The organism is Mailhella massiliensis, from assembly GCF_900155525.1.
GTDB classification, from domain to species: domain Bacteria; phylum Desulfobacterota; class Desulfovibrionia; order Desulfovibrionales; family Desulfovibrionaceae; genus Mailhella; species Mailhella massiliensis.
Window position 1 is genome coordinate 194,393 of sequence record NZ_LT706940.1, and the last position, 19,085, is coordinate 213,477.

17 protein-coding genes are annotated in these 19,085 nt (G+C 59.9%); 8 read left to right on the forward strand and 9 right to left on the reverse strand.

Going from position 1 to position 19,085, the window contains the following annotated elements; translation table 11 throughout:
• Nucleotides 1–108: 108 nt before the first annotated feature.
• Complete coding sequence (locus tag CZ345_RS02335) at nucleotides 109–549, forward strand: methylglyoxal synthase (protein ID WP_077071583.1); 441 nt, start codon at nucleotides 109–111, stop codon at nucleotides 547–549.
• Between the two features lie 135 nt (nucleotides 550–684).
• On the opposite strand, the gene CZ345_RS02340 is transcribed toward CZ345_RS02335, so the two are convergent.
• Entirely contained in the window at nucleotides 685–2,133 is a 1,449-nt protein-coding gene (locus tag CZ345_RS02340; RefSeq protein WP_077071584.1) for an aryl-sulfate sulfotransferase, read from the reverse strand.
• Between the two features lie 535 nt (nucleotides 2,134–2,668).
• Here CZ345_RS02340 and CZ345_RS02345 point away from each other — a divergent pair.
• Nucleotides 2,669–4,072, forward strand: a complete 1,404-nt coding sequence (locus tag CZ345_RS02345) for an SLC13 family permease (protein ID WP_083717070.1) — start codon at nucleotides 2,669–2,671, stop codon at nucleotides 4,070–4,072.
• Nucleotides 4,073–4,206: 134 nt separating this feature from the next.
• Entirely contained in the window at nucleotides 4,207–4,917 is a 711-nt protein-coding gene (locus CZ345_RS02350) for a Crp/Fnr family transcriptional regulator (protein ID WP_239446585.1), read from the forward strand.
• Between the two features lie 66 nt (nucleotides 4,918–4,983).
• On the opposite strand, the gene rdgB is transcribed toward CZ345_RS02350, so the two are convergent.
• A complete protein-coding gene (gene rdgB / locus CZ345_RS02355; protein ID WP_077071585.1) occupies nucleotides 4,984–5,616 on the reverse strand; it encodes an RdgB/HAM1 family non-canonical purine NTP pyrophosphatase in 633 nt (210 codons plus the stop codon).
• A gap of 92 nt (nucleotides 5,617–5,708) precedes the next feature.
• Between rdgB and rimO the strand changes: the two genes are divergently transcribed.
• On the forward strand, nucleotides 5,709–6,995 hold the full coding sequence (rimO, locus tag CZ345_RS02360) for a 30S ribosomal protein S12 methylthiotransferase RimO (protein ID WP_077071586.1): 1,287 nt from the start codon (nucleotides 5,709–5,711) through the stop codon (nucleotides 6,993–6,995).
• 12 nt (nucleotides 6,996–7,007) lie between these two features.
• Nucleotides 7,008–8,540 (forward strand): META domain-containing protein, encoded by a 1,533-nt coding sequence (locus tag CZ345_RS02365; RefSeq protein WP_077071587.1) that lies wholly within the window; start codon nucleotides 7,008–7,010, stop codon nucleotides 8,538–8,540.
• 82 nt (nucleotides 8,541–8,622) lie between these two features.
• Here CZ345_RS02365 and rfaD read toward each other — a convergent pair whose 3' ends face one another.
• The 4 genes from rfaD to CZ345_RS02385 all read right to left on the reverse strand — a co-directional run bounded on the left by rfaD (nucleotide 8,623) and on the right by CZ345_RS02385 (nucleotide 12,426).
• Nucleotides 8,623–9,603 carry an ADP-glyceromanno-heptose 6-epimerase gene (gene rfaD / locus CZ345_RS02370; protein ID WP_077071588.1) on the reverse strand — a complete coding sequence of 327 codons (981 nt, stop codon included), beginning with the start codon at nucleotides 9,601–9,603 and terminating at the stop codon, nucleotides 8,623–8,625.
• A gap of 2 nt (nucleotides 9,604–9,605) precedes the next feature.
• A complete protein-coding gene (locus CZ345_RS02375; protein WP_077071589.1) occupies nucleotides 9,606–10,298 on the reverse strand; it encodes a YkgJ family cysteine cluster protein in 693 nt (230 codons plus the stop codon).
• A 96-nt stretch (nucleotides 10,299–10,394) separates the two neighbouring features.
• Complete coding sequence (locus CZ345_RS02380; protein ID WP_239446586.1) at nucleotides 10,395–10,649, reverse strand: hypothetical protein; 255 nt, start codon at nucleotides 10,647–10,649, stop codon at nucleotides 10,395–10,397.
• On the reverse strand, nucleotides 10,606–12,426 hold the full coding sequence (locus CZ345_RS02385; RefSeq protein ID WP_083717071.1) for a 3-phosphoshikimate 1-carboxyvinyltransferase: 1,821 nt from the start codon (nucleotides 12,424–12,426) through the stop codon (nucleotides 10,606–10,608). Before CZ345_RS02385 ends, CZ345_RS02380 begins: the two co-directional genes overlap by 44 nt.
• A gap of 272 nt (nucleotides 12,427–12,698) precedes the next feature.
• Here CZ345_RS02385 and CZ345_RS02390 point away from each other — a divergent pair, with 272 nt between their 5' ends.
• Nucleotides 12,699–13,346 (forward strand): class I SAM-dependent methyltransferase, encoded by a 648-nt coding sequence (locus CZ345_RS02390; protein WP_077071591.1) that lies wholly within the window; start codon nucleotides 12,699–12,701, stop codon nucleotides 13,344–13,346.
• 67 nt (nucleotides 13,347–13,413) lie between these two features.
• Here CZ345_RS02390 and CZ345_RS02395 read toward each other — a convergent pair whose 3' ends face one another.
• The 3 genes from CZ345_RS02395 to CZ345_RS02405 all read right to left on the reverse strand — a co-directional run bounded on the left by CZ345_RS02395 (nucleotide 13,414) and on the right by CZ345_RS02405 (nucleotide 16,888).
• Nucleotides 13,414–13,917 (reverse strand): AAA family ATPase, encoded by a 504-nt coding sequence (locus CZ345_RS02395; RefSeq protein WP_077071592.1) that lies wholly within the window; start codon nucleotides 13,915–13,917, stop codon nucleotides 13,414–13,416.
• A 277-nt stretch (nucleotides 13,918–14,194) separates the two neighbouring features.
• The gene (queA, locus tag CZ345_RS02400) at nucleotides 14,195–15,292 is read right to left on the reverse strand and encodes a tRNA preQ1(34) S-adenosylmethionine ribosyltransferase-isomerase QueA (protein WP_077071593.1); all 1,098 of its coding nucleotides are present in this window, start codon (nucleotides 15,290–15,292) and stop codon (nucleotides 14,195–14,197) included.
• 102 nt (nucleotides 15,293–15,394) lie between these two features.
• A complete protein-coding gene (locus tag CZ345_RS02405) occupies nucleotides 15,395–16,888 on the reverse strand; it encodes a M23 family metallopeptidase (protein ID WP_077071594.1) in 1,494 nt (497 codons plus the stop codon).
• Between the two features lie 249 nt (nucleotides 16,889–17,137).
• Here CZ345_RS02405 and CZ345_RS16465 point away from each other — a divergent pair, with 249 nt between their 5' ends.
• A complete protein-coding gene (locus CZ345_RS16465; RefSeq protein WP_144277209.1) occupies nucleotides 17,138–17,812 on the forward strand; it encodes a hypothetical protein in 675 nt (224 codons plus the stop codon).
• A 43-nt stretch (nucleotides 17,813–17,855) separates the two neighbouring features.
• Nucleotides 17,856–19,022 carry a DNA polymerase III subunit beta gene (gene dnaN, locus CZ345_RS02415; RefSeq protein WP_077071596.1) on the forward strand — a complete coding sequence of 389 codons (1,167 nt, stop codon included), beginning with the start codon at nucleotides 17,856–17,858 and terminating at the stop codon, nucleotides 19,020–19,022.
• Nucleotides 19,023–19,085: the final 63 nt, after the last annotated feature.

Here is a 19,085-nt window from a genome sequence, read left to right on the forward strand (position 1 = left end):
TGATTGCCTTCATGAAGGCTTCACACACTCCGCCTATGCTGGCCGCAACGAAGAAAGAAGCATAACGCGAGCCGGAAGGTCCGGCCGGACAACAAAGCGAGGAATCACATGGAAAAGACCATGAGCGCCACCAAGCACATCGCCCTTATCGCTCACGACAACATGAAGGAAAGCCTCATCGAATGGTGCGCGGAACACAGCCAGATTCTGGCCCGCCACTTTCTCTGCGGCACCGGCACCACGGCGCGCCTCATCAATGAACGCACGAGCCTGCCCGTTACGCCCTATCTCAGCGGTCCCCTCGGGGGCGATCAGCAGATAGGCGCCAAGGTGGCGGAAGGCCATATCGACATCATCGTCTTCTTCTCCGATCCGCTCACGGCCCAGCCCCACGACCCCGATGTGAAGGCCCTGCTTCGCATCGCTCAGGTGTACGACATTCCCATCGCCAACAATCGCGCCACGGCGGACTACATCATCACCTCTCCGCTGTTCAGCGAATCCTATACCTACACGCCTCACAATCATTTCCCGGTAAAGAGCAGGTAGGTTTTCTTCCGAAAAAAAAGCGGCCCCTCTTCCCAGGGAGAGGGGCCGCTTTTTTCATGTCCGTGCGGAGGGCAGGACCTCCGCACGGAGCCGGGAATATCCTCCCGGCAGGAGGAGAGAGAGTAAGAGAAGAAATCAGTCCGTAGCCGCCACGCAGGTTCCGGCGTTGGCGAAGCCGTCGATGGCGCCCTCGATGACCACGGTTTCCTTCACGCCCAGAGGCGCCGCGCCGGGCACGCGGAAAGTGGCGGGATCGAGGGGAACGATGGGAGTTTCCACGGGCTTCTCAAGCTGAGGCACCCATTCGTAGGGAGCACGGTAGGCGCGGTACACGAAGTTCATCTTGCCGTTTTCCGCAGTGCGGTAGGGGCAGATGTATTCCCACACGATTTCATGCTCGCGCGTGACTTCGAACACACGGCCGTCGGAACCTTCGGTGATGAGGGTATTGCCGTTGGGCAGACGCTGGGCGGAGCTGATGAAGGGGCTGTAGAAGCGGCAGGCATCCAGCGGAATCACGAAGCCCGCTTCCTTGGGGGTGTACTGCCATTCGATTTCCAGCGTCACGGGGTTGAATTCCAGCACGCGGGAATAGTCGCGCAGCGCGGACTTGGTACCGTCCTTCGCGCCGGGGTTCGGCGCACCGTATCCGGCCCAGCCGCCGTTGTCGAACACAAGGATGTTGCCTTCCCCGGGCAGGCCGCGGGGAATCATGTGGGCATGGTGCTGACCGATGATCCAGCCGAGCTTCCTGAGTTCCGGCGTGGCGTTGTAGTCGGGACCGACCTTCCAGACGATCTTGCCGGTTTCCTTGCTGATGATGAAGATGATGTTGGTCTCGCGACCGTCCATGATGATGTTGTCGGGGTGGAAGCGTTCGTCGCCGGCATCATACCACTTGTTGGGTCCGAGCACGGACATGGAGTTGATGTGCATCCAGTCGCCGATGGCCGGGGAATCTTCCACAAGGCTGCCGCCGCGGTAATTGGGGTTGCGGCTCATGGCGTTGCGGGCCTCTTCGGAAAAGCCCATTTCCTCCACATGGTCGCAGCAGTGCCATTCCCAGACGATTTCCCCTTCCCAGTTCACTTCGTACACCACGTCGTCAAGCAGAAGCTTGTCGGAAACGAAGGGAATATGTTCGTCCTTATGCGCCAGCACCAGCGTGTTGCCGCCGTCGATACGCGGTTCCATGCCGGGCACATAGTAGCCCACGGGGTTGCCCTCGCGCTGGAAGTCATGATGCTGACGGGCCATCCACTGAGGTTCCTCGCCCGGATCGGTGATGAATTCGGCCTGATTCCACTGCCATTCAATATTGCCGTCGAAGTCCACCTGAATGAGGTCGCGCTGATCCTGAAGGCCGTACTTCGGATGACGCATACCGGAGCTGGCCACCAGACGCCCCTGAGGGAAGAGCTTCACCGGAAAACCGTGCAGATTCTTCCATTTGCGGATTTCGGTACCGTTCATGTCGATGAGCAGCGAACCGTCGTTTTCCAGCGGAAGCACGGTATAGCCGCTCCACGCCTTCTCGGGATTGTACACGGTGACGCCGGTAGGATAAATGGTGGGATAACCCATGGTTGCCTCCTGTATGTCCCAGCGGGACGCTGGAAAAATTGCATGAATCCGTTGGCCGTGCCCCCCGGAGCCGTCTGCGCCGGGGATGGGAAGACGGCTCCTTCCGAAAAAAGGCCGCACTTGTTCCTTTCTTCCCATAAGAAAAGCATAACAGGATGACTCTTTTTTTATGTCTCTTGTGCGACAATATCATTTTTTTCTTTTTTTACCGGAAAATTTTATATATCCCATTGATTTTATAGATTTTTATCTTTTTCATACAGGCTTTTCCGCGTGATTTTCCCCTGTTCTGCCGAAAAAATCTTCGGAAGATGACGCCGCCGGGAACCGGCTTCTCGATTTTTTTCCGGGAAGAACGGCGTATTTTCCGGCATACGGCCCCTGCCGGAGAGTTTTTTCACGCAGCTTGTAAAAAATGTCTTTAAAAGGACAGCGCGAAAGAAAAAAGCGCGTTTATCATTCCCGGCAGTTTGAGAAAGGAAACACCGGCTGAGGATTCAGCGCACCGTCACCTCAAATAATTCAAGGAGCACCCATGCCTTCCGTCTCCGTCACCTCTTTAAAGGGAAACAAGCTGCTGAGCTGGCTCATCTGCTTCGGCGTCGCAGCTCTGGCCACCTTCCTGCTGTACGATCCTGCCAGGCCGCAGGTCAACATGTACTGGTTCGGCACCATTCTCGCCATCGCCATGTTTGCCACCAGCCTCCTGCCGAACTTCGCCACCGTCGTTCTGCTGCTCATGTACTACATCATCACGGGCGTGGCCTCGCCGGAAATGGCCTTCGTGGGCTGGACGGCGCCCATTCCGTGGCTCAGCATGTGCGGTATGCTGCTCGGCGTGCTCATGGACAAGTGCAACCTTGCAAACCGCATCGCCCTGGTGCTGCTCACCAGAATAGGCACCACCCCCGTCCGTCTGTACGCGGCCTTCCTGCTGGCCGGTCTGGTGCTCGCCGCCATCATTCCCGACGTCATCACCGTCATGATCATCTTCATGACCATCGCGCAGGGCATGTGCGCCAGCCTCAAGCTGGACAAGGATTCCCGTTCCTCCGCCACCATCATTCTCGCGGCCTTCTTCGGCGCCGCCATTCCTTCGGCCATGTATCTGCCCAACAACACGGGCATCATCGGCCTGCTCATGGTGAAGGACATGGGCGTGCCCTTCACCTGGCTCAGCTTCGCCTTTGAGAACATGGGCTTCCAGGCCCTTCATGCGCTGGCGGCCTACGGCATCCTCCATGTGTTCGGCAGCCGGGAACTTGCCGTGCACATCGCAAGCTGCCGCGCCGTGGCTTCGGAAGAACTGCAGAAGCTCGGCGCCATGAGCCGCGATGAAAAGAAGACGCTCCTGCTCACCGTGGCCGCGCTCATCGGCTTCATTTCCGAACCCATACACCATATTCCCGGCTACTATGTGTTCTGCGCCATCGTTCTGCTGGGCTTCACGCCCCTCTTCCGCCTGCTCGGCAGCGAAGACATCGAAAAGGTGCAGTTCTCCATTCTTTTCTTCATCGCAGGCTGCATGGCCATAGGCATCATCGCAGGCAGCCTCGGCATCCCCGCATGGCTTTCCGAAAAGCTCATGCCCATACTCCGCGAAATTCAGAACCTGCCTCTGGCCGCCTTCTTCGCCTACTGGGTGGGCGTGCTCTCCAACCTGGTGCTCACGCCCGTGGCCGCCGCCACCAGCCTCAGCATTCCCATGGCGGAAATAGCCACCAGCCTCGGTATGCCCATCAAGCCCGTGCTCTACAGCTTCCTCTACGGACTCGATCAGTTCTTCCTTCCCTATGAGCTTGCTCCCGCGCTCATCATGTTCGCCACGGGCTATGTGCGCATCCGCTATGTGCTGACGCTCATGACCATACGCATGTTCCTGGTGTCTCTGGCAGTTCTTGTCGCGGCGGCCTTCATCTGGCCCATGATGGGCCTGTAATCCCCCATGCATTCTCTTCCCTGAGCCGCCTGCGCCGAAGCGCGGGCGGCTCTTGTTTTACCCGCCGTTCGGGACTACCATGACACAAGGACAAGCTCCCCTCTCCCCTGCACCCTTTCCCGACGGAAAACATCATGAAAAGCGCCAGCAGCAGTCACGTCCCCTCCAATGCGGGCGTATGGAAGGAAAACAACGTCATTGCCATGCTCGAACAGAACAGCGTGTGGCGCAGGGCGCTTTCTCTGGGCAAACACCTGCATCTGGACAAGGGAAGGCGCTGGACGGACTTTCCGGGCGGAGACGTCTTCGCCTTTCTCGACTCCGGGCTGATACGCCTCTCCTCCCTGGGAGAAAACGGCAGCGAACGCATCTTCCTGCACATAGGCGCAGGCTGCATCTTCAACGAGCTCAGCTGTATGCACGTCGCCCCTCTCAGCACGGCCTCTTTTCTCGCCATGGAGCCCTGCGAAATCTACCAGTTCCCCAAGTCGCTGCTGGAAAACCGCGACTTCGTGCTGCAATACCCCGAACTCATGATGAACCTCGTGCAGTCGCTCATGCTGAAGGCCGGGGCCTTTTTCGGGCAGATAGAGGAAAGCGTGGGGCTTTCCCCGGAAAACCTGGTCTGCCGCTATCTCTTCCGCCTTCAGGAAGACGCCTCCCTCCGCCTGAAGCCGAAGTTCTCCCAGTCCGACCTCGCCCTCGCCCTCGGACTGCACAGAAGCACGGTATGCCGTATCCTGCACGACCTGAGGGAAAGGGGCATCCTTGGGGAATTCACCCGAACCCGGCTGGAAATACTGGACAAGGAAGCCCTGCACGAGCTGTGCCGCGCAGAAAAGTAGACTGCCGCAGCCGATTCCTTTTAAAAAGAAAAAGCCCGAGTTGCGACTCGGGCATTCTTACAGCGCTCAGCTCAGCCTTCTGCCGAGCTCCTCAAGCAGCGCCTTGAGCGCCTTTCCTCTGTGACTGCGGGCCATCTTAGCCTCGCGGTCCAGCTCCGCCGCCGTACAGCCGAGTTCAGGGTCGAAGAAAAGCGGATCGTAACCGAAACCGTTCGTGCCGGAAGGAACTCCGGCAATACGCCCTTCCCACGCGCCCGAGGCGACGAGATCGGCCGGAGCGCCCTTCCCGGAAGAAGGATGCACCATGGCCATGCAGCAGCGAAAGCGCGCGGTGCGCTGCTCCTCCGGCACCCCTTCCAGCGCGGCAAGGAGCTTTCTGTTGTTGCGCTCATCCTTGCTTTCTCCCTCCAGAAGAGGCCAGTCCTGCCCGTATCTGGCAGAGTACACGCCGGGCGCTTTTCCAAGCGCGTCCACCTCCAGACCGGAATCGTCGGCCACGGCGGGAAGATGCAGCATGTCGGCCACGGCGCGGGCCTTGATGAGGGCGTTTTCCTCAAAGGTGGTACCCGTTTCCTCTATGTCGGGAAAATCCTCCGGCAGGCTTTTCACTTCAAAACCGAACCGGGCCAGCGGTTCGCGAAGTTCCTTGACCTTGCCCTGATTGTGCGTGGCGAGAATGAGCGTCCGGGAAGCTGCCATGGGGGTCTCCTTGCCGAAAGGCGGTTTTCATGGCAGAAAGGGATATCGCAGGCCAGTCCTGTTGACAAGTCCAGGCCTGTTCCGAAGGTACTATGCTCCGTATTTATTCCCAAAGCCTTGGCTGCCCCAAGACCCGCGTCGACACCGAACGGCTGCTGGGTTCCCTCGGGCCCGTCGTCACTGTGGACCTGCCCGAACAGGCCGACCTTGTGTTCATCAACACCTGCGCCTTCATCGCCCCCGCCGTGCAGGAATCCGTGCAGGCCGTCGTGGAGATGATAGAAGACATCGGTTCCCTTCCCCGGGGCAAAAGGCCCTTCCTCGCCGTGGCGGGCTGCCTGCCCGGAAGATACGGCATCGCCGACCTTGCGGCGGAACTGCCGGAAGTGGATCTGTGGCTGCATACCGACGATATCAACACCTGGGCGGCGCAGCTTTCCCACGCCCTCAGGCTGGACGTTCCCGCCCCCGGCCGTCTGCTCAGCACCGGTCCTTCCTACGCCTGGCTCAAGATAGGCGAAGGCTGCCGCCACAACTGCTCCTTCTGTGCGATTCCCTCCATCCGCGGCCAGTACGCCTCCGAAGATGCGGATGCCCTGGTTACGGAAGCCTCCGCCCTGGTGAACGACGGGGTGAAGGAGCTCATTCTCGTGGCTCAGGACGTGACCGCCTACGGCACGGACTTCGGCAAGGACCCCCGCTTTCTGCTGGAAAAGCTCCTTTCCCTCGACGGACTGCGCCGCCTGCGCCTGCTCTATCTCTACCCTGCCGGGCTCACCCGCGATCTTCTGCGTTTCCTGAAAGAAGCGGGAGCCCCCTTCGTTCCCTATTTCGACATGCCCCTGCAGCACGCCCACCCGGATGTGCTCAGGCGCATGGGCCGTCCCTTCTCCGGCAACCCGCAGGAAGCGGTGGACCGCATACGCGACGTGTTCCCCGAAGCCGCTCTGCGCACCACCATGATGGTGGGCTTCCCCGGAGAAAGCGACGAACATTTCCGCACCCTCATGGATTTTGTGGAAAAGAACCGCTTCCACCATATGGGAGTCTTCGCCTTCCAGCCTGAAGACGGCACGGCGGCGGCCTCCATGCCGGATCAGATCGACGAGGACGTCAAGGAAAGCCGCAAGGACGCGCTCATGGAACTGCAGAGCTCCATCAGCGAAGACATTCTCTCCGCATACGCCGGGCAGCGTATGGAAGTGCTGGTCGACGACAGTTCCGACGAATGGCCGGGCCTTGACACCGGCCGCACATGGTTCCAGGCCCCTGATGTGGACGGCCTGACCTATATCAGCGGCCCGGGCGTGGAAAGGGGGGCCATGGTGGAAGCCGACATCACGGAAACCAGGGAGTACGATCTCATCGCCCTGGCCTGACAAGGAAACCCTATGCGTAACTTATTGCTTTTTCTTTTCTGTTCACTTTTTCTCGCCTCATGCGTCGCCACATCGGGAACCACGCGCGACCTTGGCGGCGTATGGGTGGACGAACAGGACCGCCTCTATTTTCTGGATGAGGACGGCACCCTCGGACTTCCCGGTCAGACGGCCCTTTCCGGCGTGAGCTGGCATCTGGAAAACGGCGTGCTCACCCTCTCCACCATGGATTCGCCGGGGGGCAGCGTTCATGAAAGAAAGCTCGTTCTCAAGGAATCCCGCACGGGCAGCCTGAGCTTCACCGATGCCGAAGGCGCTTCCGTCACCTGGAAGAAAAGCCGGGCCAGAGTAGGCCGGCTGGAAGGCACGCTGTTCTACCGCGAACGCATGGCCCTTCCCCCGCAGGTGATGGTGCATGTCCAGATCTTCCCCCTGCATTCCCCCATTCCCGTAGCCGTATCCATCATGCCCGCTTCCGGGAACGGTCAGCTTCCCTTCCGCGTCTATTATCTGGAACAGACCATGGACAAGGAAGTACGCCTTGCCGCCGCCGTGCTCTGCAGCGGCGAAACGCTCTTTGCCACGCAGAACGACGAAAACGTCACCCTGCCCGGTTCTCCGCGCGTGCTGCTTTACCGCACCATGCCGGGCGAGCATCAGCTGCCTCCGCTGAAAACGCCCGCCAGCTACAAAGGCACGATGCATGTGGGGGACAGGGAAAGTTCCGTCCACCTCTACCTGGAGGAAGGAGGACTCGCCCTGCTCACCCAGGACGGCGACCGCAATCAGTACATGGGCACCTGGATGGAAAAGGACAGAAACCGCACCATAGAAATCACGCGGGGAGTGCTCAAGCCCGTGACCGCCACGCGCGAAGCCGGGGGCGGTCTTCTTCTGAGCGGCCTCTCCTCAAAGATGGTGCAGCTTCAGCCCGCCGACCTTCCCTGGCCTTCCAAGGGCTTTCTGCTGGAAGGGGAAATCAGAAATCAGGGCGGCAGACCCGTCTTTTCCGAATGCAATTCCCAGAGAGACATCCCTCTTCTGACTTCCGGCAAGGGCTATGCCCAGCTCAACCATATCATGCAGGAAAACGGCAACGCCTCCGTGGTGCTGGAAGGCCGTATGCAGGGGAACGGCCTTGAGGCCTCCAACGTCTTTCTCGTCAAGAAGGGCGGCGTGTGCTCCACGGAAAACTACGCTTCCGCGCCTCTTCTGCAGACGTACTGGCGTATGCGAGAAATCAACGGCAAGGCCGTGGAACAGTTTCCCGATCAGCCCGAACCCCACCTTATCCTGCGCGACAACGGACAGGCCAGCGGCTCGGACGGATGCAACAACTTCTTCATGAACTGGAAAAGAAACGGTCAGGAAATGACCTTCTCCGGCGGCAGTTCCACGCTGCGCCTCTGCCCTCAGGGCGAGAAACAGTCCCGCGCCATTCATGAAATGTTCGCCGGAGTGGACGAATGGAACATCACGGGTTCCATGCTGGAACTGCGTTCGAAAAACAGCATCACGGCCGTATTTGAGGCTGTGGAAATGTAGCGCGCCAAACGGATGACCGCATAAAGGAGGGCCGCCATTCCTTTTCGGAAAGGCGGCCCTCCTTTATCAGAGGCCAAAAGCCTTACAGCGTGCAGAGATACGGATCTTCTCTGGTGAGGTAGTTGCGGACGTAATCGTCCACGCCCTCTTCCAGAGAATGGAACTTCACGGGGCAGTTCTCACGTTCGAGCCAGGACATGTCGGCTTCGGTGAAATACTGGTACTTGCCCTTGAGATGTTCGGGCATATCGAAGTATTCGATGTTCGCCTCCCTGTCCATGGAGGCGAACACGGCGCGGGCAAGATCGTTCCAGCTGCGGGCACGGCCCGTGCCCACGTTGAAGATGCCGTTGCAGGAAGGCGTTTCCATGAACCAGCGCATGAGGGCGGCGCAGTCCTTGGAATACACGAAGTCGCGCACGGATTCACCGTCGCCGTACTGCGGATTGTCGGACTTGAAGAGACGGATCTTTCCGGTTTCCCTCACCTGCGGCACCGCACGGCAGACCATGCTCATCATGCTGCCCTTATGGTACTCATCCGGCCCGTACACGTTGAAGAACTTGAGGTTCACCACTTCGCCGAGAAGCTTGTGCTGCATACACCACATGTCGAAAAGCTTCTTGGAATAGCCGTACATGTTCAGAGGACGAAGCTTCGGCATGATGTCCAGGGAGTCGGAAAAACCGAGTTCCCCGTCGCCGTAGGTGGCGGCGCTGCTTGCGGTGATGAAGCGCGCTCCGGCCTCCAGAGCGGCAAGGCTCAGTTCCACCGTATAGTGGAAGTTGTTTTCCATGAGAAAATCGGCGTTGCGCTCCGTGGTGGAGGAACAGGCTCCCATGTGGATCACGCATTCCACGCCTTCCAGCTTCTTGCCGGAACGAAGCTCCTCAAGGAACCTGTCGCGATGCATGTAGTTGCTGTAGCGCAGGTGGGAGAGGTTCTTCCACTTCTCCGTGGAGGCGAGGTTGTCCACCACAAGGATGTCGTCCACGCCGTGCCTGTTCAGTTCCCATATCATGTTCGCGCCGATGAGGCCGGCGCCGCCGGTAACAATGATCATGCCTACCTCTTCAGAGTGGCCCTCGTGGTCTGCACGAGGGTGATGCCGCCGTCGGCAGTGTGCCTGGCGTCGATACCGAACATGATGACGGTGTGCATGAGGGGACGGCCGAACAGAAAGTCCAGCATCTCCTTGCGCACCTTGCCCTTTTCCATCATGAGATCACGAAACGCCCTGTCGTATTCCACGACCTGAACAAGGGCGCGGCGCGCCTCCTCCTCACTTTCCAGACGGGAGGCTATGTCCGTAAGCGCGGCATAGTTGCAGTGCTCCTCATGCGCCTTCACGGAATCGGCAAGCCACTGCGGCGCGTGAAGAAGCTCGAGAATGGCCGCACGGTCAAGCCTGTCTTCTCCCTGCATGGAAAGAAGGGCCTTCGGGTCTTCGCAGAAAAGCGCCCGGCATTCGGCCGGGTGACTGCCGTGAATGAAGCAGCGGTTGTCCTCCATGAGGAAACGGCAGGTCCAGTCGTCGGGGCGGGAACCGAAGGGCGCGGCGATCTTCACTATTTCCTCAGGAAGAGGAACCACATGATCGTTGGAGGTGTCGCGCACGAGTTCGCCTGCGCGGAACGTGCACAGATCCTGCAGCTGAAGCACGCCTTCCGTCAGAAGGCGGGCGTCTTCCCTGTGCAGCGCGGGGCCGCCCTTGCGGCAGCAGGTGCCGCACTGACGGCATTGTTGTTGTTCGCTCATCCTATCCTCGCTGTATGCCGAAGTCCGCCTGCGGGAAAGGGCAGAAGCCCCTCCCCGGACGGACTTTTCTATGAACTTTCCCGGGAACGCAGAGGACTACTTCAGGCCCTTCCACATTTTCAGGCGGTTGATGCGCACCCGGCGATACTGCATGTGTGTTTCCAGCATGTTCTTGCGCTGATGCAGTTCATGAATCTCCTGCGGAAACACGATGCCCTTTTCCACGTCCTCGGCCGCCATGAGGCGCCGTATGGCGTCGGAACAGCGTTTCTGCTCCGATGCTATGACATCCATCTGGGCCTCAAGCTCAGAAATCGTCTCCGGCAACGGGTTCAGGAGGAAGCTCTCCATAGACTCCCTGAGCGATGACTCTTCTTCTTGCAGGCCTGGCATCTTCGGTCTCCTGAGCGTTTTTGCGCCTGAGTTCGGGGTTGGGCAGAGTATTGTACAGATTCCAGAACAGGGGAAAGAGGCCGGTCATCACACCGGGGTTGGAAAGGTGCAGATTGGGCCTGAGGAACGCGCCGAGGGCGTAGGCCATGGCCCAGTGTGCGGAAGGCGCCACCCAGGAACCGGGCACGGTGTCTTCCACGGCGGCAAGCACGCCGTCCTTTTCCACCACGCCGCAGCGGGCGAGGAAGGCCGTGACGAGATGCCTGTCCTCCTCGGAAAGCGCGGGCAGGGAAACGGAAGCCCCTTCATGCACGGCGGCGGCCATGATGACCGTGCACAGAGGCAGAAGGGACGGACAGTGAGCCAGCACGTCGGCCATGACTTCGGGCGCGGGGGCGGAAGTTTCGCGCTCCTTGCCCGTGCACGTCACCTGCTGCGCGCCGTACTTCACGTTGAGTCCGGCTCCGCGCAGTATCTTTTCCACCAGAGAGAAGGCCGCGCCGCTGCCCCACACGCCTTCCAGCTCGGCCCTGCCGCCGTTGAAGCCGGGAAGCATGAGAAGCGTCGCCGCCACGGAGGCGTCCATGGGCACCACAGGCTGCGCAGGAACGGAAACCACGCCGCGTTCCACGGTGAGTTCGCGCCCGTTGCGGGAGAACTTCACGCCGCAGCCGGCCAGAACGTCCAGCACGAGCGGCAGAAGACGGGGTTCATGTTCGGGCAGAACAAGCCTGCAGTCGCCTTCCCAGAAGGGGGAAGCGAGCACAAGGGCGGCCACGAAATCTTCGGGCAGATCGTCCGCAATGCGGACTTCGCGCGGCATGAGGCCGGAACATTCCATGCGCACGGGCAGGCCGTCCTGCGAAGGAATGACGTTGGTCAGACGCACGCCGAGCTGCGGAAGGAAGTGGCGCAGGGGGGCGATGTCGATGAAGCGCAGGGAGCTGTCGCCCGTAAGCTTGAGACGCGTGGGCATCCCCACGCAGAGAGCGATGACGAGCCAGAGGTTGAAGGCATCGTCGCCCACATGGATGACCTTGTCCATGTTGCGGGCAAGCCCCTTTCCGGCGCGGCTCAGCACGTCGCCGTTTTCTTCCCAGCGAAGAAGTCCGCCGATCTGGTTCAGCACCTTGACGGAGCTGATCACGGCGTCGGTGAGGGGCACGCGGGAAAGAGCGGTTTCCTGGCCGGAAGCGGCGGCCATGGCCAGCCAGCAGCGGGCGGCCACGGTATCGGAAGGAGCGGGAATGCGGATGTCCACGGCTTCGCCGTTGGGGGACAGATTGTAGTAGCCCTGCTCTTCCTCCATGCGCGTCATGGGTTCAATGGTCTGCAGAAGAACGAAAAGATCGCGGGAAAGGCGGTTGTCGCGGGCAAGACGGGCGGCCTTGCTTTCCCATGCGGTACGCAGAGTCTTTTCGGTTTCGGGGGCAAGGCGGCCGCCGCTGCGCAGACGCGCAAGCATCTGGGCGCGACGCACCACAAGATGCAGAATATCGTTGTCCAGATCCATGAGCGCACCGAGCTCACGGCCGCGCGAAGCGCCGCGATCCGTACGCGGACGATCGTTCCGAAATTCCCTGCGGCCTTCCCTCCTGTCATCGGCTCCGCGCTCGAAACGGCGCGGACGGCCGCCGTCCGCATACTCTCTGCGGCGGTTCTCGCCACGTTCGCCCTCGTTCTTTCTGAAGGGACGCCTGGCGAAATCCTTTCTGTCCTCACCCCTATTATCCATGTCAAACCTGCTTTGCTCTGTGCGTGGCGCGTCGGCAGCGCACACGACGTTTCAAAAGGGGCAACAAGCACACCGACGCCCCGGACGGACACCGTGAACAGGGCTTTTCCTCACGGGAAAAGCCAAGGTGAGGGGGTATGATACCCTTATTGCATACGCCCGGCAAGTCTTTTGCCGGGGCCTTTCCCGCCCCTTCCCCACCGGCGAAGAGCGGCATATACTCCCCAGACCCCGCCGCTCCCGCGCCGGAAAACAACAGACAAGGAACACGCATGGAACGCTTCACCCCCTTCGACCGACTCTTTCAGTCCTGCGGGCGTATCTGGCACATACGCCGCGCCGATATGGACAAACTCTGGGCCGCCATGGACGAACAGCAGGGCAGAGAGGCCCCCTACTGGAACGAGGTATGGCCCTCCTCCCTCGCTCTTGCCGGATGGCTTGCGGAAATGCAGGACGACATCAGAGACAAAAACTGCCTCGACATGGGCTGCGGCCTCGGGTTCACCGCGCTGCTCGGCCGATGGCTCGGGGCGAACGTCACCGCCATGGACTATGAGGCGGAGGCTCTGGAATACGCGAAGATCAACGCCGTCCTCAACAGCATAGAGGGCGTGAACTTCACGGTCATGGACTGGCGCTCCCCCACCTTCCCGCCGGAAAGCTTCGCCCGCATCTGGGCAGGGGACATCATGTACGAAAAAGACTTCGCCGACCCCATCGCCGCATTCCTCGCCTCCATGCTGCCCAAAGGCGGCAGAGCCTGGATATCGGAGCCGGGCAGAGACGTGTTCCATCATCTGCTCGACACTCTGCCCGGATACGGCCTGCGCCATAAACGCCTGTGCACGCTCCCCGTATCCCCTCTTACCGAACAGGATGTGCCCGTGCCCGTTTCCATCTGGGAAATAGCGAAGTAATCCGGCTGCGCCCCGCAGCTCACGGAACTTTCCATTATAAGACCAGTCAAACTTTATATGACTGGTCTTACTTTTTTATCATGGCAGCGATGCTGCGCGCGACTTCCCCTGCCGTAAGGGCACCCGTGTCGATCTTCACGCTTTCCATACCGGCATACAGAGGCAGTCTTTCCAGACTGCGCGTCAGAACGCCCGGGCTCCTCACCCTGCGGGCAACGTCGGCCATGATGCGCGTCTCAAGAACCTCCGGCGAAGCCGTCAGGGTGATGAGCGTGAAATTCACGCCGCCCATGGCAAGACGCGCGAGCACGTCGTCGACAATGCTCCGATACTGCATCACCCAGCAGAAGAGCACAGAGCGGTACGCCGAACAGCGCAGGAAACCGTTCAGCACATGGGCAATATTGTCCAGCACCATGGCGCGCGTTTCCGCATTCACCACAAAGGGCGACATGGTCCAGCACCAGTCGCCGTCAAGAAATGCCGCCGGGGAAATCAGGGGAAGAAGCTCCGTGCAGACGGACGTCTTCCCCACGCCCATGGGGCCGTTGATGAAAATGAGATTTTTCATGTTTTCTCCTTCTGCGGCCCGGACCGTCGTCAGCTCGCTCCGCCCGCTGTCCGTTCCCACGGCATCCCCCTCATCCTGCGACAAAGCCGGGACGCCGGCAAGGATGAAACGGAAACGGCCGGAAGGCTCCCCGCGTTACGGCAGCGCCTTTCCATAGAAGGCAAGACGCCGGAGCGGCATGTCCGCTCCGGCGTCTTCTTCCTGAGGCATGGGTCTTTTGCCGCCTCATCCCCAAAGATTCCTCCCTCTAAGATGCGGCGGATGGAAAAACTTCCGATCAACGCACGAACATGGCGTCGCCGTAGGAGAAGAAACGATACTTCTCCCGCACGGCCTCGGCATAGGCGGAAAGAATGCGTTCCCTGCCGCACAGGGCCGCCACCAGCATGATGAGCGACGACTGCGGCAGGTGGAAGTTGGTGATGAGATGATCCACCACCCGGAACCGGTATCCGGGATAGATGAAGATATTGGTCCAGCCGTGCCAGCCGCCGGCGGGAATCTCGCCGCCGTTCTGCGCGGCGCAGCCTTCCAGCGTACGGCAGGAGGTGGTGCCCACGGCAATGACGGGACGGCCTTCGGCACGCGCCCTGCGCACCGCCTCGGCGCTTTCCGGCGAAATTTCCACATACTCGCTGTGCATGGGATGTTCGCGGATATCGCTTTCGCGCACGGGGCTGAAGGTGCCGTACCCCACATGCAGCGTCACTTCCGCCCAGCCTATGCCCTGCCGGGCGAGTCTGGCGCGCATGTCGTCGGTGAAGTGCAGACCCGCCGTAGGCGCGGCCACGCTGCCGGATTTTTCTCTGTCGGCATACACCGTCTGATAGCGGGCAATATCGTCGCCGCTCTGCTCGCGCTTGATATAGGGGGGCAGAGGAAGGCGGCCGATACGCCGCATACACTCCACAAGATCCCCCTTCCAGAAGAGCACGACGTCGTGCCGACCGAAGTCTTTCTTCTCCACGACTTCCGCCTCAATGCATTCATCGAAGCGCAGGCGGTCCCCCGGATGAATGCTGCGGGAAGGCCGGAGCAGCACTTCGGCCGGGGCCTTTTTCCAGCCGTTCTCCTCAACCGCACAGGCCTTGAGAAGCGGCGGCGGCGTGAGCAGCAGAAGCTCCACCTTGCCCCCCGTGGGGCGATGCCCGAAAAGGCGCGCGGGCACCACGCACGAATTGTTGGCCACAAGCAGCGCGCCCTCGGGCAGAAATTCGGGCAGATGGGCAAACGTGGTATGGATGTTCCCGCCGCTCGAGCGGTCCAGCACCATGAGGCGGGACGCGCCGCGTTCCTTCGGCGGATACTGCGCAATGCGCTCTTCCGGCAGTTCGTAATCGTAGCTCGACAGCTGAAAGTCGGATTCGTTGGTCATAGTCAGATTCTGTCCCCGTAAGGGTCTGTAGGAAAGGTCAAGAAAAGGGCCGGTCTCCGCCTACGGAAGAAACCAGCCCTTTTCCGTCGTATGCGATAAAAACTACTTCTCCGCCACGGCGACGTCTCCGTCAAGCAGCGTGCGGGCCTCGGCCACGGCATTTTTGAACTTTTCGCGGTTCTTCTTTTCCACCGGGGCGGAACGCTCGCCGGAAAGCGTGTCGGGATTGACGAATTTGCCGTTCTTCCGGACGCGGAAGTCGAGATGCGGCCCCGTGGCGATGCCCGTGGCGCCCACGAAGGCCACCACTTCGCCCTGATCCACCTTCTGGCCCACCTTCAGGGAGGAGGCGAAACGGGAAAGGTGGGCATACTGCGTTTCCACCCCGCCGGAATGCCGGATGACGAGCGTGTTGCCGTAGCCGTTCTTCCAGCCGCGGAAGGTCACGGTACCCGCGCCGAGCGCCTTGACGGGCGTACCCTTGGGGGCGGCGTAATCCACGCCCTGATGGGGACGCACCTTGCCGAACACGGGATGCTTGCGGTGCATGGTGTACCCGGAGCTCACGCGCGTGAAATTGAGCGGAGCTTTAAGAAACTGCGTCTGAAGAGACGAGCCGTCGGCGGCGAAATACCGGGCTCTGCCGTTCTTATCCGCAAAGCGGAAGGCCTCGAATGCCTTGCCGTCATTGGTGAAGCGGGCGGCGATGATATCGCCGTAGCGGCGGAATTCGTCGCCGAGATACTTCTTCTCCACCACCATCTCAAACGTGTCGCCTTCCTGCACGTCCTTCACGAAGTTCACCTGATGGGCGAACACCTCCGCCAGGCGTACGGCCAGATTGGCGGATTCCCCGGCGTCGGCCATGGCTTCGAACAGCGAGGAACGGATGACGCCGCTCACCTTGACCAGTCTCACATCGAATTCCAGAACGTCCACGCGGGCGGTAAATCCCTCATCCGCACGTTCCACCACAAGGCGGCTTTCCTCGTCGATATCGTACATGAGGCGCGTCACCTTTTCTTCCTGCGTGCTGCGTTCCACGCTGAAAAGGTGCCCGGGCATGATTCTGGTCAGCGGATATACGGCGGAAGCGGCCTTCACGACCTGATCCGTTTCATTATTGTCCAGCCAGGGAAGAAGAAGCGCCCCCGCATTGTCGCCGCTGCGTACGGCGATGCGGAAAATCTGCGTGCCGCAGCCGGAATCCTCCACCATGTAACGCTTGTCCTTTTCCCACGGCACGGCTTCGGAATAGTTCGGAATGCACATGCCCTCCCTGGCGGAAAGGAAGGCCTGAAGGGAATCGTCGTACCGGGGAATTTCCCCCGCGCCCTCTCCCCAGACATCCTTCATCAGGGAAAGGCCGCTGCCCAGAGAGGCGAGATGTTCCGAGGTCTGTTCCGGCACATCCATGCCCAGAGAGAAGTCGTGCGGCTGAACCGCCTGCGCAAACAGCGCCGCATCGGAAGGAAACGCCGCGGGAACGTCATGTTCCCGCGTAAGGAAAAAGCCCGCCGCAACGGCGGCGCCCAAAAGGGCAAAGCAGAGCACGCGCGCAGGCAGCGCGCGGAATATCTGATATTTCTTTATCATAACAACCGCCGTTTCAAGACTGAAAAGCGAGAAAAATCCAAGGAAAAGAAGAAACGCCCAGCGGGTATATAACCAAGAAACCACTTGTTTATGCAAGCGTTTTCTGGTAAAAAAATTTATGCCCGGTTCTCTGTCCCCCACTCCGCAACCCCCTGCTCTGCGATGAATTTTTTATGAAATCCTCTTACGTTACGCACATCTTTCCGGGCAATGCACGCAGGGGCTTCTTCGTTGCGGCCAGCGCTTCCCATGAATATTTTTTCCCGATTCTTCCCTGCCGGAAGAAAGGGCTTGCGCATGACGGAAGGCCTCTTTCCCATGGATGACGCGCAATTTTCCGCTCCCCCGCGGGTACGCCGCTCCCTCCCCCCATGTTATGCACATCCGGGGAATATCCGCGCCTGCTCCCCGCCCATCCGCAAGGACGGGAACTTCCGTTTTTCTGCGGGGCCGCAGCCGGGAATATCCGTCGCAGAGTTACGAACAACAGCGTTGTTCCTTTCCTCTCCGCCTTCCCGGAAGGCTGCGGAAAACGCGGAACGCGCAGCCTCTCCTTCCGGCGGACCGGATGGTCGACTTTTTGTTCAAAACTCATGCAACACTTTGAAAACAATGAAAAATAACACGATGCGCACATCGTGTTCCGGCAAAGGCCTCCTGCCGGCTTCCTTCAGAAACAACGCGGCTTTCCACGGAACAACAGGCCTGCGGAACAGCACGGAAAACGCCATGTATCCCATGGAGAATATTGACCAATTCAAAGTTACGAACAAAAATGCGCACATCGTGTTCACAAAGCCGACAAAAGCGTGCGCAAACAGGAAAAACACACGCCGAAGCTACGCCGCGCACGCTTCCATGTCGTTTCCGTTCCTGTTTTTGTTACTAATAAGTCAAGTAAAAACAGTCGGTTATGTAAGATAGGAACAAAGTAACCGACTTTAACCATCTACTACAAGGAAAAAACATGTATTTGACCGTCAAAAAGGAACAGATCATCGAAGGCCTTCAGAAAGCCGCGTCCATCATTCCCAGCAAGGCGGGAGCGGCGTATCTTCGTTCCATCTGGCTCCAGGCCGTACGCACTCCCGACGGAGACAGGCTGACCATCATGTCCACGGACGTGAACATCGAATTCACCGGAACCTATCCTGCGGAAATCAGGGAAGAGGGCACGGCCGGTGTGAACGGACGCGCCTTCGTGGAACTTCTGCGCCGTCTTCCCGGAGGAGAAATCAGCCTGAAGCTCGACGAGGCCACGCATATTCTTTCCGTGGAGCAGGGTCGCCGTTCCTATAAGCTTCCCACCGTGGACCCGGTGTGGTTCCAGCCTCTGCCTCCCTTCCCCGAAGAAGGCGCGGTGCTCTGGTCCGGCGACTTCTTCCAGGACGTCATCGACAGAGTGGCCTTCTGCATCAGCGACGACGACAGCGCCGAAGGTCTGGCCTGCCTGTACCTCAAGGCCGGGGAGAACGGTAAGGTGGACGTGTGCGGCCTGAACGGCCATCAGTTCGCCATGGTGCGCTTCATCAACGACGATCTTGCCCGTCTTCTTCCCGAAAACGGCCTGCTCATCCAGAAGAAGTACGTCAATGAACTCCGCAAGTGGCTGGGCAACGATGAGGTCATGCTGAACATCAGCGAACGTCGCTTCCACATCCGCACCGGCTCCGGCAGCGAAACGCTGAGCGTGCCGAGAAGCGCCAACTTCAGCTATCCCGATCATCTGAGCTTCCTCGCCCGACTCGACGGCGCCAATACCTCGCAGCTCGACGTGGACCGCCGCGAAACGCTGAACGCTCTCGACCGTCTGCTCATCTTCAACAACGACAGCGACCGCTGCACCTACTTCCGCTTCTCTCCGCAGGAAGTGGAACTCTCCGCCCAGGGGCAGGAAACCGGTTCCGCCACGGAACACCTGGAAGGTTCCTTCTCCGGCGATCTTGAGCTCATCGCCTTCCCCACCCGCAGCCTCATGGACATTCTCGGGCACTTCCAGTCCCAGAGCCTGCACTACGTCTTCACCGGAGCGGAAGGCCCCTGCGGCATCACCGGTTCGGAAGACGCGCAGTACACCGTCATTCTCATGCCCATGAAAATTGCCGAGTCCTCCTACTATACGGAAGAAGAATAGGGTCCCGTGCGGGAAACGCGCCCGTACCGTGCGTTTCCCGCGTTTTTTCCGCTTTTCCCCATG

Excerpts from the sequence above, each read along its gene's own strand:
- CZ345_RS02335 (WP_077071583.1), top strand. The coding sequence starts at position 109 with ATGGAAAAGACCATGAGCGCCACCAAGCACATCGCCCTTATCGCTCAC.
- CZ345_RS02340 (WP_077071584.1), bottom strand. The coding sequence starts at position 2,133 with ATGGGTTATCCCACCATTTATCCTACCGGCGTCACCGTGTACAATCCC.
- CZ345_RS02345 (WP_083717070.1), top strand. The coding sequence starts at position 2,669 with ATGCCTTCCGTCTCCGTCACCTCTTTAAAGGGAAACAAGCTGCTGAGC.
- CZ345_RS02350 (WP_239446585.1), top strand. The coding sequence starts at position 4,207 with ATGAAAAGCGCCAGCAGCAGTCACGTCCCCTCCAATGCGGGCGTATGG.
- rdgB (WP_077071585.1), bottom strand. The coding sequence starts at position 5,616 with ATGGCAGCTTCCCGGACGCTCATTCTCGCCACGCACAATCAGGGCAAG.
- rimO (WP_077071586.1), top strand. The coding sequence starts at position 5,709 with ATGCTCCGTATTTATTCCCAAAGCCTTGGCTGCCCCAAGACCCGCGTC.
- CZ345_RS02365 (WP_077071587.1), top strand. The coding sequence starts at position 7,008 with ATGCGTAACTTATTGCTTTTTCTTTTCTGTTCACTTTTTCTCGCCTCA.
- rfaD (WP_077071588.1), bottom strand. The coding sequence starts at position 9,603 with ATGATCATTGTTACCGGCGGCGCCGGCCTCATCGGCGCGAACATGATA.
- CZ345_RS02375 (WP_077071589.1), bottom strand. The coding sequence starts at position 10,298 with ATGAGCGAACAACAACAATGCCGTCAGTGCGGCACCTGCTGCCGCAAG.
- CZ345_RS02380 (WP_239446586.1), bottom strand. The coding sequence starts at position 10,649 with ATGGAGAGCTTCCTCCTGAACCCGTTGCCGGAGACGATTTCTGAGCTT.
- CZ345_RS02385 (WP_083717071.1), bottom strand. The coding sequence starts at position 12,426 with ATGGATAATAGGGGTGAGGACAGAAAGGATTTCGCCAGGCGTCCCTTC.
- CZ345_RS02390 (WP_077071591.1), top strand. The coding sequence starts at position 12,699 with ATGGAACGCTTCACCCCCTTCGACCGACTCTTTCAGTCCTGCGGGCGT.
- CZ345_RS02395 (WP_077071592.1), bottom strand. The coding sequence starts at position 13,917 with ATGAAAAATCTCATTTTCATCAACGGCCCCATGGGCGTGGGGAAGACG.
- queA (WP_077071593.1), bottom strand. The coding sequence starts at position 15,292 with ATGACCAACGAATCCGACTTTCAGCTGTCGAGCTACGATTACGAACTG.
- CZ345_RS02405 (WP_077071594.1), bottom strand. The coding sequence starts at position 16,888 with ATGATAAAGAAATATCAGATATTCCGCGCGCTGCCTGCGCGCGTGCTC.
- CZ345_RS16465 (WP_144277209.1), top strand. The coding sequence starts at position 17,138 with ATGAATATTTTTTCCCGATTCTTCCCTGCCGGAAGAAAGGGCTTGCGC.
- dnaN (WP_077071596.1), top strand. The coding sequence starts at position 17,856 with ATGTATTTGACCGTCAAAAAGGAACAGATCATCGAAGGCCTTCAGAAA.